The organism is Burkholderia latens (assembly GCF_902499045.1).
Classification (GTDB): domain Bacteria; phylum Pseudomonadota; class Gammaproteobacteria; order Burkholderiales; family Burkholderiaceae; genus Burkholderia; species Burkholderia latens.
This window is the reverse complement of the sequence record NZ_CABVPL010000014.1, coordinates 42,342-55,139: the sequence shown is the minus strand read 5'-3', so window position 1 is coordinate 55,139 and position 12,798 is coordinate 42,342. Positions and strand designations below refer to the sequence as shown.

The following is a 12,798-nucleotide window of genomic DNA, read 5'->3' as shown; positions in this document are numbered from 1 at the left end:
CATGCGGCGCCGCCGACGCGGCGTCCGGCAGTCTGAACGAGAGTACTGAGTGAACGTTTTCTTCGAGGAATCGGGCAGTTTCAAGGCGGGCAGCGTGCTGTCGCGCCAGGGCGACGCGTTTCAGGTCGAGTTGCCCGGCGGGCGGCGGGCCAAGGTTCGCGCAAAGGACGTGCTGATCGAATTCGACAAGCCGGCGGCAAGCGAACTGATGCAGGAAGCCGATTCGGCCGCGCAGCAGATCGACCTCGATTTCCTGTGGGAATGCGCACCGGCCGAGGAATTCGCGTATACCGCGCTGGCCGCCGAGTACTTCGGCGCGAGCTACGGCCCGGTCGAGCGCGCGGCGCTGGTGCTGCGGCTGCACGGCTCGCCCGTCTACTTCCGCCGCAAGGGGCGCGGCCAGTATCAGCGCGCGCCGGAAGAGCAGCTGAAGATGGCGCTGGCGTCGCTCGAGCGCAAGCGCCAGCAGGCGCTCGTGCAGGCGCAGTACGAAGACGAGCTGAAGGCCGGCAAGCTGCCGGAGGCGTTCGCGGGCAAGGTGCTCGCGCTGCTGACGCGGCCGGACAAGAATTCGATCGAGTTCAAGGCGCTCGAGGCGGCGGCCGGTGCGCGCGGCGTATCGCCGGCGCGGCTGATGCTCGACTGCGGCGGGATCGAATCGGCGCGGGCGCTGCACGAGGCGCGCTTCCTCGCGGAATTCTTCCCGCACGGCACCGGCTTTCCGCCGGTCACGGTCGGCCCGCTGCCGGACGACCTGCCGCGCGCGGACGTCGCCGCGTTCTCGATCGACGACATCACGACGACCGAAATCGACGACGCGTTCTCGGTCGAGCACCTGGCCGACGGCCGCGTGCGGATCGGTGTGCACATCGCGGCGCCGGCGCTCGGCATCGTGCGCGGCGATCCGGTCGATGCGATCGCGCGCGCGCGCCTGTCGACGGTGTACATGCCGGGCGACAAGATCACGATGCTGCCGGACGATGTCGTCGACGTGTTCACGCTGAAAGAGGGCGACTATCGCCCGGCGCTGTCGCTGTACATCATCGTGAACCGCGACACGCAGGACATCGTCGCGAACGAGACGCGCGCGGAACTCGTGTACGTGAAGAGCAACCTGCGCCACAACACGCTCGACGAGCTCGTCACCGAAGAGACGCTCGCGGCCGGCACCGGCGACTACCCGCACAAGGACGACATCGCCGTGCTGTGGCCGCTCGCGCAGGCGCTGTTCGAGAAGCGCCAGGTCGCGCGCGCGGGCTACGGCCTGAAGCGCGAGGTGCAGCGCAACACCGACTACAACTTCTACGTCGAAGGCGAGCACGTGACGATCACGCCGCGCCGCCGCGGCTCGCCGCTCGACCTGATCGTGTCGGAGCTGGCGATCCTCGCGAACTCGACGTGGGGCGCGTTCCTGCACGACCACACGGTACCGGGCATCTATCGCTCTCAGCGCGGCTTCGGCGCGCCGGGCCCGAAGCGCACGCGGATGCAGACGACGGCCGCGCCGCACGAAGGCCTCGGCGTCGCGCAGTACGCGTGGAGCACGTCGCCGCTGCGCCGCTACGTCGATCTCGTGAACCAGTGGCAGTTGCTCGCGTGCGTGCAGCACGGCGTCACCGCGAAGCTCGCCGCGCCGTTCAAGCCGAAGGACGCCGATCTCTACGCGGTCGTGCAGGGCTTCGACGACACCTATACCGCGTACGCCGACTACCAGCGCCGGATGGAGTACTTCTGGTGCCTGCGCTGGCTCGCGCAGGAGCAGAAGAAGCAGGTCGTCGCGAGCGTCGTGAAGGGCGATCTCGTGCGTCTCGAGGAAATTCCGCTGCTGCTGCACGTGCCTGGGCTCGGCGTGCATGCGCGCGGCACGCGCGTGCTGCTCGAAGTGATGTCGCTCGACGAGCTGACGATCGAGGCGTCGGTGCGGCTCTTGAACGTGCTCGACGCGCCGACCGTGACGAGCGGCGACGCGGCCGACGACGAAGACGACAACGAAGGCGGCGACGACACGCTGGTCGATGCGGAAGACGCATCGGCGCAAAGCGAGGCCGAAGCGCTGGCCGAATCGGGCGACGCGGCGGACGAAGCCGGCGATGCCGCGAACGGCAACGGCCGGGAAGGCACGGCGGGCGGCGAGGAGCGCGCATCATGAACGCAGCCGCGTCGACGAGCGGCGCCGACCGCTACGTGGTGTTCGGCAATCCGGTGGCGCACAGCAAGTCGCCGTTCATCCACGCGCAGTTCGCCGCGCAGACGGGCGAGGCGATCGTCTACGAACACCGGCTCGCGCCGGTCGACGGCTTCGAGGCCGCCGTGCGCGCGTTCGTTGCCGAAGGCGGCCGCGGCGCGAACGTGACGGTGCCGTTCAAGCTCGACGCGCATGCGCTCGCCGATACGCTGTCGCCGCGCGCGGCGGCGGCAGGCGCGGTGAACACGCTGCGGATCGACGCGGACGGCCGGATCCACGGCGACAATACCGACGGCGTCGGCCTCGTGCGCGACATCGAACTGAATCTCGGCGTGTCGCTCGCTGGCGCGCGCATCTTGCTGCTCGGCGCGGGTGGCGCGGCGCGCGGCGTCGTGCTGCCGATGCTCGAGCGCGCCCCGCTGTCGATCACGATCGTGAACCGCACCGCGAGCAAGGCCGAAGCGCTCGTCGGCCAGTTCACGCAGGCCGCGCACGACGCGGGCTGCGTGCTGGCGGGCGGCGGCCCGGATGCCGTGCGGCCGCAGCCGTACGACGTGATCGTCAACGCGACGGCCGGCAGCCTCGACGCGGCGCTGCCGGCGTGCGACGCGGCCGCGTTCGGCGCCGGCACGCTCGCGTACGACATGATGTACGGCGCACAGCCGACCGTGTTCATGCAGCATGCGGCGTCGCTCGGCGCACGCACGGCCGACGGGCTCGGGATGCTGGTCGAGCAGGCGGCCGAATCGTTCTTCATCTGGCGCGGTGTGCGGCCGGACGGCGCGCCGGTGCTGGCCGCGCTGCGCCACGCGCTCGCGGCGGCCTGAGGAGCGCGAAGGTGGCGGCGGTGAGCGGTGCGCAGCGCACGCGCACGGTAGGCCTGACCCGCTGGCTCGTCTACGCGGCGTCGGTGTTCGCGGGCGCGTGGCTCGCGACGCAGCTGTTCTATCTCGTGCAGATCGCGGCGTGGTCGTTCATCAATCCCGGCTCGACCGCGTTCATGCGCACCGACGCATGGTGGTTGTCGCGCGACAAGCCGCCCGCGCAGATCCAGCACCAATGGGTGCCGTACGACCAGATCTCGCGCAACCTGAAGCGCGCGCTGATCGCGTCGGAGGATGCCACGTTCGCGACCAACAACGGCTACGACGTCGACGCGATCCTGCAGGCGTGGGAGAAGAACAAGGCGCGCGGCCGGATCGTCGCCGGCGGTTCGACGATCACGCAGCAGCTCGCGCGCAACCTGTTCCTGTCGCGCGAGAAGAGTTACATCCGCAAGGGGCAGGAACTGATCATCACGTGGATGCTCGAGACGGTGCTCGACAAGGAGCGCATTTTCGAGATCTACCTGAATTCGGTCGAATGGGGGCGCGGCGTGTACGGCGCCGAAGCGGCCGCGCGCTATTACTACAAGATTCCCGCTAGCCGGCTCGGCGCGTGGCAGTCGGCCCGCCTCGCGGTAATGCTGCCGAAGCCGCGCTGGTTCGACGCGCACCGCGGTTCCGCGTACCAGGCCCAGCGCGCGGCCGTGATCGCGCGCCGGATGGGCGCGGCCGAGCTGCCGCAATCGCAGTGAGTCGCGCGTTCGCGGCGCCGCAGTGTCGGTTCCGTCATCCGGGCGTCGATGCTGCACCGCAGCGGATGCGCGCCGCCCGTGTGTCGGGCGTCATCCATTAGACGAAATCGTCTATTTCGGTTTGCTGACCAATACCCGCAGGCACGCGCTTTTGTTCACCGACATGGCGCGAAATCCGCGTTGATTCAGCGTCGTCAGCTCAGCGCGCACGTCGCTGAAAGGCGCGTGAAACGCAACGGTTCGCGAATCGAAGCATTCGTGAAAGGTGTGCGCCGCACCGATTTCCGCTCAAATATTTCCAAATTTTTCAAAGCCGATTCGCTCGCGTATATTGGCCGGCGCCTCGGCCTATCGGCCGCAATCGAGGCGGGGGGCGGCTTACCCGGCTGCTCGACACACAAAAACATTCGAGAGAAGGAAAGCAACGATGCCAGCGAGCAAAGCGAAGCTGTTGTTGGGAGTTGTGTTCTCTTCGCTGATTCTGACGGCCTGCAACGACGACGTGACGTCGTCCGCCGCGGCAGGCACCGACAATTCAGCCGATCCCGCCGCGCAGGTGGACAGGCCGTACAACGATCCCAACAGCTATTCGTCGAGCGCGAGCGCGTCGCTCGACGCGTCCGCCGCGGTCGAAAGGGCCGCCGTCACCCATCACCAGATCACGCTGAACGGCAAGACGATCCGCTACACGGCGACCGCCGGCCACCTCGTCGCGCGCAATCCGCAGACGGGCGCGCCCGAAGCGTCGTTCTTCTACGTCGCGTATACCGCCGACAACCAGCCCGCGGCCAAGCGCCCCGTCACGTTCCTGTACAACGGCGGCCCCGGCTCCGCATCTGTGTGGCTGCATCTGGGTTCGTTCGGGCCGAAGCGGATCCAGACCGGCGACCCGAACGCGAACACGTCGACGTTCCCGTTCGTCGACAACGCGGAAAGCCTGCTCGACACCACCGATCTCGTGTTCGTCGATGCGATCGGCACCGGCTTCTCGGAAGCGATCGCGCCGAACACGAACCAGACCTTCTGGGGCGTCGACCAGGACGCCGGCGCGTTCCGCGATTTCGTCACGCGCTACCTCGCCGTGAATCAGCGCAACGATTCGCCGAAGTACCTGTTCGGCGAGTCGTACGGCACGCCGCGCACCGACGTCCTCGCGAACCTGCTCGAGACGGCCGGCGTGAAGCTCGCCGGGATCGTGCTGCAGTCGTCGATCCTGAACTACAACACGAACTGCGACATGGCGAGCGACTATGTCGGCAACTCCAACAACGGCGCGAGCCCGGTCAGCTGCGCGGGGTTCGTGCCGTCGTACGGCGCGGTTGGCGCGTACTACCAGCTCGACAACCCGAATCCGTCGAACCTGCCGCAGTACGCCGACCAGATGCGCCAGCTGACGGCCGGCAGCTACGCGCCCGCCGTGAATGCGTATCTGGCGAGCCATACGCCGCCGCCGCCGAGCCTCGTCACGACGATGTCGAACGCGACCGGCGTCAGGCAGTCGCTGTGGAATGCCGACTTCAACGTGGTGCCGACCTTCTTCGACAACAGCGTCCAGGTGTCGCTGATCCCGGGCACGCTGATCGGCCGCTACGACGCGCGCGTGAACGTGCCGTCGTCGAGCCCGCTCGCGGCGGACGGCGACCCGTCGAGCACGTTCATCACGAAGCCGTTCACCGACACGATCGGCAGCTACCTGCCGAACGTGCTGAAGTACAGCGCGCAGTCCGCGTATTCGGTCAGCAGCGATGCGATCCAGACCTGGGACTGGTCGCACGACGGCCTCGCGATGCCGGACACGATTCCCGATCTCGCCGCGGCGCTCACGCTGAATCCGTCGCTGAAGGTGTTGTCGCTGAACGGGTATCACGACATCGCGACGCCGTTCTACCAGACCGAGCTCGACCTCGCGCGGCTCGGCTCGCAACCGAACCTGACGATCAAGGACTATCAGGGTGGACACATGGTCTATCTCGACGATACGTCGCGTCCGCAGGAGAAAGCCGACCTCGTGACCTTCTACAACGCGGCCGCGCACTGACGCGATGGACTGGCTCGGCGACGCGCCCGTGACGGCGCGGATCGCCGGCCGTCGACGACCTCATTCCAGACTGGAGCCTGACATGAACAAACGTTTCATCGTCGTTGCCGCCGCGCTTGCGTGCGCCGGCATCGCAGCATCCGCATCGGTGCCCGCATTCGCGCAGGCGAGCGACGCCGTCACCCCGGCGCGCGCGCGCCAGGCGCAGCTCGGCGATCCGTACGTGCCGCCGGCCGCGCGCAAGCCGACCGCCGGCACGCAGACGACCGGCGCCGCGCTGCACGCGCAAGTGGTGCGCAAGCTCGCGCGGCAGTTCGGCGCGGCCGACACGCAGAACACCGGTTCGATCACCGAGGCGCAGGCGCGCGCGGCCGGCCTCGGCTACGTCGCGAACCACTTCCGGCAAATCGACGCGAGCGGCAGCGGCCGCGTATCGTTCGCCGACGTGCAGCGCTACATGCAGGCGCGCAGCACGAACCGGCAGTAAGCGCGGCGTGCATGGATAACGGGGGCGGAACCTGCGACGCGCGGGTTTCGCCCCCGTGCGCATCGCGCGGCCCTTTCGCGCAAAACCATCCCCGCCCGCGCTATATCTCATTATCTGGACAACGCACTCAAATATTGGAGACGCGTACGTCCGCTCCTACAATCCGAAGCACATCGACAGCTTCGGACCCACGCACCGCGCGGCGCCCGAGCACACGGAGACACCTTCCATGACGTTCGCCGGGCCCTTTCCTCGGTGCATCGACCGCCGCGTTGCCGCGACGCCCGACCTCGTTCCGGCGTCGCGTCCGCGGCTTCACCGATTCCGCTGAAGACGCCTGTTCCATGAACAAAATGTCCGACACCCTCGCTCTCGACGCCCGGCGCGCGACGCCGGACGATGCGCCGCTCACCGACAGCATCGGCGCGACCAGCACGCCGCTCGATCTCGCCGCGCAGCAGGCCGGCACGCAGACGTTGCTGCGCGGCCTCGCGATCCTCGAAGCGATCGCGAACGGCGCGCGCGACATGCGTGCGATCGGCGCCGCGCTCGGCACGACGCGCAGCACGACGCACCGGCTCGTTAGCAGCCTCGTGCAGGCGCGCTACCTGCGCCAGGTGCAGGGCGGCTACCTGCTCGGACCGAAGCTGATCGAGCTCGGCACGATCGCGCTCGAGCAGATGCCGCTCACGGCGGTCGCGCGGCCGCACCTCGAAGCGCTCGCCGAAGCGACGCTCGACACGATCCACCTCGGCGTGCGCGACGGCGACGACGTGCTGTACATCGACAAGATTCCCGGCACGCGCGGGCTCGAGATGCGCTCGCGCGTCGGCCACCGGATGCCGCTCGCGTCGACCGGGATCGGCAAGGCGATGATGCTGGATCTCGATCCGGACCTGTGGCGCTCGCTGTTCGAGGCCGCGCGGCGCGCGCTGGCCGGCGTGAACTTCAAGCCGGACAACCGGCCCGAGACGAGCGCGTTCCTGCAGCGCATGGCCCATTACGCGGCCGGCGGCTACACGTTCGACCTCGAGGAAAACGAGGCGTCGATCCGCTGCGTGGCCGCGCCGATCCGCGATGCGTCGGGCGCGATCGTCGCGGCCGTGTCGGTGGCAAGCACGATTCCGTACATGCCGCACGACCGGATGGACGAACTCATTCCGCTCGTGCAGCGCGAAGCGCGAGCCATTTCCGCGGAGCTCGGCTGGAGCCCGCCGCAAGGTACCCGCAGGATCAAACGATGACCAATTCGACCCGGACCGCACCGGACGCCAATTCCGCCGAACCGTCGCTGATCGCGCTCGACTGGGGCACGACGTCGCTGCGCGCGTATCTGTTCGACGCGCACGGCGCGCTGATCGACACGCGCAGCCGCGCGGCGGGCGTGATGCACGTGCCGGCCGGCGGCGCGCGCGCATTCGACGTCGTGTTCGAGGAAGCGTGCGGCGACTGGCTCGACCGCGCGCCCGGCGTGCCGGTGCTGGCCGCCGGGATGGTCGGCAGCGCGCAGGGCTGGCGCGAGGCGCCGTACGTCGCGGTGCCGGCCGGCGCGGACGCGCTCGTCGCGGGCCTCGTCACGGTGACGACCGCGCGCGGCACGGCGGTGTCGATCGTGCCGGGCGTGATCGCAACGGGCGAACTGCCCGACGTGATGCGCGGCGAAGAAACGCAGATATTCGGTGCGCTCGCGAACGATCCGATGCTTGACGCCGATCGTTCAGGGCTACTGATCGGCCTGCCGGGCACGCATGCGAAGTGGGCGTGGGTGAAGGACGGGCTCATCGAACGCTTCCAGACCTTCATGACGGGCGAGCTGTACGCGGCGCTGCGCGATCACACGATCCTCGGCCGCACGATGCGCGCGAGCGCGTCGCCGGACCGCGCGGCGTTCGAGCGCGGCGTCGCGGTGGCGCGCGGCGCGCAGCGCACGGGGCTGCTCGCGACGATCTTCAGCACACGCACGCTCGGCCTGACCGACCGGCTCGCGCCGGATGCGCAGGGCGACTACCTGTCCGGGCTGCTGATCGGCCACGAGCTGAATGCGCTCGACGCGATGCTCGCGGAGCGCGGCGCGGCGCTGGCGAACCAGCCGCTGCTGCTGATCGGCGACGGCGGATTGTGCGCGCGCTACGTCGACGCGCTGAACGTGTTCGGCTGCACGCACGCACGCGTCGCCGCGCAGGCGACCGAGCGCGGCCTGTGGTGGATCGCATCGCGCGCCGGGCTCGTGCGCGCGGACGGCGAACCCGTTTGCGCCGACCAATGAACAGTTAGAAGAGGAATTGCCGATGTCGTCCGACCTTACGCTGCCCGCGCCGTACACGCCGAACGCCGCACTGATGCGCGCGTTCGACGCGTGCCCGCTGATCGCGATCATGCGCGGGATCACGCCCGCCGAAGCGGCGGACCACGGTCATGCACTGCATGAAGCCGGTTTCCGGATCGTCGAGGTGCCGCTCAATTCGCCCGATCCGTTCGACAGCATCGCGGCGCTGCGCCGCGCATTGCCCGACGACATGATCGTCGGTGCGGGCACCGTGCTGCGCGCCGGGTTCGTCGATCGCGTGCAGGACGCAGGCGGCACGCTGATCGTGATGCCGCACAGCGACGCGGCGGTGATTCGCCGCGCGCGCGAGCGCGGGCTGGCGAGCGCGCCCGGCGTCGCGACGCCGACCGAGGCGTTCGCCGCGCTCGCGAACGGCGCCGACGTGCTGAAGATGTTCCCGGCAGAGCAGCTCGGCGTGCCGGTCGTGAAGGCGTGGCGCGCGGTGATCGATCGCGCGGTGCCGCTGATTCCGGTCGGCGGCATCACGCCGGACAACATGCAGCCGTTTCTCGCGGCCGGCGCGAACGGCTTCGGGCTCGGCTCGGCGCTGTACCGGCCCGGCCAGTCGGCGGACGCGACCGCGGCGAATGCGCGCGCGTTCCAGGCCGGCCTGCGTGCGGCGCGCGGCGGAGCCGCATGATGGAACGCCTCGCGGGCAAGGTCGCCGTGGTGACGGGCGCGGGCCGCGGGATCGGCGCGGCGATCGCGCACGCGTTCGCGCGCGAAGGGGCGGCCGTCGCGCTCGTCGACGTCGATTTCCCGCACGCGCAACGCACGGCTGCGGCGATCGCCGACGCCATCGACGGCGCGCGCGTGCTGCCGCTGCACGCGGACGTCACGCGGCAGGAATCGGTGCGCGACGCGCTCGCGCAGACCGAAGCCGCGTTCGGGCCGCTCGACGTGCTGGTGAACAACGCGGGCATCAACGTATTCGCCGATCCGCTGACGATGACGGACGACGACTGGCGCCGCTGCTTCGCGGTCGACCTGGACGGCGTGTGGCACGGCTGCCGCGCGGCGCTGCCGGGAATGGTCGAGCGCGGGCGCGGCAGCATCGTGAACATCGCGTCGACGCACGCGTTCCGGATCATCCCGGGCTGCTTCCCGTACCCGGTCGCGAAACACGGCGTGCTGGGGCTCACGCGCGCGCTCGGCATCGAATACGCGGCGCGCAACGTGCGCGTGAACGCGATCGCGCCCGGCTACATCGAGACGCAGCTCACGCACGACTGGTGGGACGCGCAGCCGGACCCGGCCGCGGCGCGGGCCGAGACGCTCGCGCTGCAGCCGATGAAGCGGATCGGCAAGCCGGAGGAGGTCGCGATGACGGCGGTGTTTCTCGCGTCCGACGAAGCGCCGTTCATCAATGCCGCGTGCATCACCGTCGACGGCGGGCGCGCGGCGCTGTACCACGACTGACGCGATTGACGTAACGATTTCGAAAGACCGCACGTGCGACGGCCGCGCGCATGCTGCGTCGAAACCAACAAGCGGCTGCATCCCGTTCGATGAAGACAAGGAGACACTGGAGATGAAACGCAGAACGTTCGTAACGCTGGCCGCCGCGGCCGCGGTGGTGATGGGGAGCCCGGTGGCGCACGCGGCCGACCCGGTCAAGATCGGCTTCCTCGTGAAGCAGCCGGAAGAGCCGTGGTTCCAGGACGAATGGAAATTCGCCGAGATGGCCGCGAAGGACAAGGGCTTCACGCTCGTGAAGATCGGCGCGCCGTCCGGCGAGAAGGTGATGAGCGCGATCGACAACCTGTCCGCGCAGAAGGCGCAGGGCTTCATCATCTGCACGCCCGACGTGAAGCTCGGGCCGGGCATCGTCGCGAAGGCGAAGTCGCACAACCTGAAGATGATGACGGTCGACGACCGCCTCGTCGACGGCGCGGGCAAGCCGATCGAGTCGGTGCCGCACATGGGGATTTCCGCGTACAACATCGGCAAGCAGGTCGGCGACGGCATCGCGGCCGAGATCAAGAAGCGCGGCTGGAACATGAAGGACGTCGGCGCGATCGACATCACGTACGAGCAGTTGCCGACCGCGCACGACCGCACGAGCGGCGCGACCGACGCGCTGGTCGCCGCGGGCTTTCCGAAGGCGAACGTGATCGCGGCGCCGCAGGCGAAGACCGACACCGAGAACGCGTTCAACGCGGCCAACATCGCGCTCACGAAGAACCCGCAGTTCAAGCACTGGGTCGCGTACGGGCTGAACGACGAGGCCGTGCTCGGCGCGGTGCGCGCGGCCGAAGGGCGCGGCTTCAAGGCGGACAACATGATCGGCATCGGCATCGGCGGTTCCGATTCGGCGCTGAACGAGTTCAAGAAGCCGCAGCCGACGGGCTTCTACGGCACCGTGATCATCAGCCCGAAGCGCCACGGCGAAGAAACGTCGGACCTGATGTACACGTGGATCACGCAGGGCAAGGCGCCGCCGGCGCTGACGCTGACGACGGGCATGCTCGCGACGCGCGAGAACGTGTCGAAGGTGCGCGAGGAGATGGGACTCGCATCGAAGTAAGCGGCTTGCCGGCTGCCGCGGCGACGCGGCGGCCGGCGATCGATGGATCTGCAAGTGGGGAGACGACGTGTCAGCGGCACTGCGTTTTGACAATATCGGCAAGGTATTTCCCGGCGTGCGCGCGCTCGACGGCATCTCGTTCGACGTGCACGCGGGCGAGGTGCATGGCCTGATGGGCGAGAACGGCGCGGGCAAGTCGACGCTGCTGAAGATTCTCGGCGGCGAATACCAGCCCGATGCGGGCAGCGTGCTGGTCGACGGCCAGCCCGTGCATTTTTCGAGTGCGGCCGCGTCGATCGCGGCCGGCATTGCGGTGATTCACCAGGAACTGCAGTACGTGCCCGACCTGACGGTCGCGGAGAACCTGCTGCTCGGCCGGCTGCCGAATGCGTTCGGCTGGGTGCGAAAGGGCGACGCGAAGCGCCACGTGCGCGAGCGGCTCGCCGCGATGGGCGTCGATCTCGATCCGGACGCGAAGCTCGGGCGGCTGTCGATCGCGCAGCGGCAGATGGTCGAGATCTGCAAGGCGCTGATGCGCAACGCGCGCGTGATCGCGCTCGACGAACCGACGAGCTCGCTGTCGCATCGCGAGACCGAGGTGCTGTTCAAGCTCGTCGACGACCTGCGCGCGCAGGGCCGCGCGCTGATCTATATCTCGCACCGGATGGACGAGATCTACCGGTTGTGCGACGCGTGCACGATCTTCCGCGACGGGCGCAAGATCGCGTCGCACGAGTCGCTGGCCGACGTGCCGCGCGAGCGGCTGGTCGCCGAGATGGTGGGGCGCGAGATTTCGGACATCTACCATTACGCGCCGCGCGCGCTCGGCGACGTGCGGTTCTCGGCCGAAGGCGTCGACGGCCCGGCGCTGCGCGAACCGGCGAGCTTCTCGGTGCGCGCGGGCGAGATCGTCGGCTTCTTCGGGCTCGTCGGCGCGGGCCGCAGCGAGCTGATGCGGCTCGTGTACGGCGCCGACCGCCGGCGCGCGGGCACGCTGACGCTCGACGGCAAGCGCATCGACGTGAAGCGCACCGGCGACGCGATCCGCCACGGGATCGTGCTGTGTCCCGAGGACCGCAAGGAGGAAGGGATCATCGCGATGGCGTCGGTCGCGGAGAACATCAACATCAGCTGCCGCCGCCATTCGCTGCGCGCGGGGCTCTTCATCGACCGCAAGACCGAGACCGAAACGGCCGACCGCTTCATCCAGCGGCTGAAGATCAAGACGCCGAGCCGGCGGCAGAAGATCCGCTTCCTGTCGGGCGGCAACCAGCAGAAGGCGATCCTGTCGCGCTGGCTCGCGGAACCCGACCTGAAGGTCGTGATTCTCGACGAGCCGACGCGCGGCATCGACGTCGGCGCGAAGCACGAGATCTACGACGTGATCTACCGGCTCGCGGAGCGCGGCTGCGCGATCGTGATGGTGTCGTCGGAGTTGCCGGAAGTGCTCGGCGTGTCCGACCGCATCGTCGTGATGCGCGAAGGGCGGATCGCGGGCGAGCTGCCGCGCGAGCGGGCGAACGAGCACGCGGTGCTGAGTCTCGCGCTGCCGCAGACGAGCGCCGTCGAGGCGGCCTGAAGTAGTTTGACGCAGCTTGAAGCGGCCGGACCGGCCAGGCATTCGTATCGAACACGCGCGGCGCGGGCCGCGCGAAGCAG

11 protein-coding genes are annotated in these 12,798 nt (G+C 69.0%); all 11 read left to right on the top strand.

The genetic code is table 11. The features are described 5' to 3' along the window. Window positions 1-49: 49 nt before the first annotated feature. The 11 genes from BSE24067_RS12645 to araG all read left to right on the top strand — a co-directional run bounded on the left by BSE24067_RS12645 (window position 50) and on the right by araG (window position 12,718). Complete coding sequence (locus BSE24067_RS12645; RefSeq protein WP_151067333.1) at window positions 50-2,149, top strand: ribonuclease catalytic domain-containing protein; 2,100 nt, start codon at window positions 50-52, stop codon at window positions 2,147-2,149. Next, window positions 2,146-3,012, top strand: coding sequence for a shikimate dehydrogenase (aroE, locus tag BSE24067_RS12640; protein ID WP_151067331.1), 867 nt, complete (start codon window positions 2,146-2,148; stop codon window positions 3,010-3,012). The genes BSE24067_RS12645 and aroE overlap by 4 nt, the downstream gene beginning before the upstream one ends. A gap of 11 nt (window positions 3,013-3,023) precedes the next feature. Continuing rightward, complete coding sequence (mtgA, locus tag BSE24067_RS12635) at window positions 3,024-3,761, top strand: monofunctional biosynthetic peptidoglycan transglycosylase (protein ID WP_151067329.1); 738 nt, start codon at window positions 3,024-3,026, stop codon at window positions 3,759-3,761. A gap of 427 nt (window positions 3,762-4,188) precedes the next feature. Then, on the top strand, window positions 4,189-5,799 hold the full coding sequence (locus tag BSE24067_RS12630; RefSeq protein WP_151067327.1) for a S10 family peptidase: 1,611 nt from the start codon (window positions 4,189-4,191) through the stop codon (window positions 5,797-5,799). Window positions 5,800-5,881: 82 nt separating this feature from the next. After that, the gene (locus BSE24067_RS12625) at window positions 5,882-6,286 is read left to right on the top strand and encodes an EF-hand domain-containing protein (RefSeq protein ID WP_151067325.1); all 405 of its coding nucleotides are present in this window, start codon (window positions 5,882-5,884) and stop codon (window positions 6,284-6,286) included. Window positions 6,287-6,630: 344 nt separating this feature from the next. Next, window positions 6,631-7,530 (top strand): IclR family transcriptional regulator, encoded by a 900-nt coding sequence (locus BSE24067_RS12620; RefSeq protein WP_151067323.1) that lies wholly within the window; start codon window positions 6,631-6,633, stop codon window positions 7,528-7,530. After that, window positions 7,527-8,552 carry a 2-dehydro-3-deoxygalactonokinase gene (locus BSE24067_RS12615; RefSeq protein WP_151067321.1) on the top strand — a complete coding sequence of 342 codons (1,026 nt, stop codon included), beginning with the start codon at window positions 7,527-7,529 and terminating at the stop codon, window positions 8,550-8,552. The genes BSE24067_RS12620 and BSE24067_RS12615 overlap by 4 nt, the downstream gene beginning before the upstream one ends. Window positions 8,553-8,574: 22 nt before the next feature. Then, the gene (locus tag BSE24067_RS12610; RefSeq protein WP_151067319.1) at window positions 8,575-9,252 is read left to right on the top strand and encodes a 2-dehydro-3-deoxy-6-phosphogalactonate aldolase; all 678 of its coding nucleotides are present in this window, start codon (window positions 8,575-8,577) and stop codon (window positions 9,250-9,252) included. Continuing rightward, window positions 9,252-10,031: an SDR family oxidoreductase gene (locus BSE24067_RS12605; RefSeq protein ID WP_151067341.1), complete on the top strand. Its 780-nt coding sequence runs from the start codon at window positions 9,252-9,254 to the stop codon at window positions 10,029-10,031. Before BSE24067_RS12610 ends, BSE24067_RS12605 begins: the two co-directional genes overlap by 1 nt. A 112-nt stretch (window positions 10,032-10,143) precedes the next feature. Next, window positions 10,144-11,139 carry an arabinose ABC transporter substrate-binding protein gene (locus BSE24067_RS12600; RefSeq protein ID WP_151067318.1) on the top strand — a complete coding sequence of 332 codons (996 nt, stop codon included), beginning with the start codon at window positions 10,144-10,146 and terminating at the stop codon, window positions 11,137-11,139. Window positions 11,140-11,206: 67 nt separating this feature from the next. After that, window positions 11,207-12,718 (top strand): L-arabinose ABC transporter ATP-binding protein AraG, encoded by a 1,512-nt coding sequence (araG, locus tag BSE24067_RS12595; RefSeq protein ID WP_151067317.1) that lies wholly within the window; start codon window positions 11,207-11,209, stop codon window positions 12,716-12,718. The last annotated feature ends 80 nt before the right edge of the window (window positions 12,719-12,798 follow it).

Excerpts from the sequence above, each read along its gene's own strand:
- BSE24067_RS12630 (WP_151067327.1), top strand. The coding sequence starts at position 4,189 with ATGCCAGCGAGCAAAGCGAAGCTGTTGTTGGGAGTTGTGTTCTCTTCG.
- BSE24067_RS12625 (WP_151067325.1), top strand. The coding sequence starts at position 5,882 with ATGAACAAACGTTTCATCGTCGTTGCCGCCGCGCTTGCGTGCGCCGGC.
- aroE (WP_151067331.1), top strand. The coding sequence starts at position 2,146 with ATGAACGCAGCCGCGTCGACGAGCGGCGCCGACCGCTACGTGGTGTTC.
- BSE24067_RS12620 (WP_151067323.1), top strand. The coding sequence starts at position 6,631 with ATGAACAAAATGTCCGACACCCTCGCTCTCGACGCCCGGCGCGCGACG.
- BSE24067_RS12600 (WP_151067318.1), top strand. The coding sequence starts at position 10,144 with ATGAAACGCAGAACGTTCGTAACGCTGGCCGCCGCGGCCGCGGTGGTG.
- BSE24067_RS12615 (WP_151067321.1), top strand. The coding sequence starts at position 7,527 with ATGACCAATTCGACCCGGACCGCACCGGACGCCAATTCCGCCGAACCG.
- BSE24067_RS12610 (WP_151067319.1), top strand. The coding sequence starts at position 8,575 with ATGTCGTCCGACCTTACGCTGCCCGCGCCGTACACGCCGAACGCCGCA.
- BSE24067_RS12605 (WP_151067341.1), top strand. The coding sequence starts at position 9,252 with ATGGAACGCCTCGCGGGCAAGGTCGCCGTGGTGACGGGCGCGGGCCGC.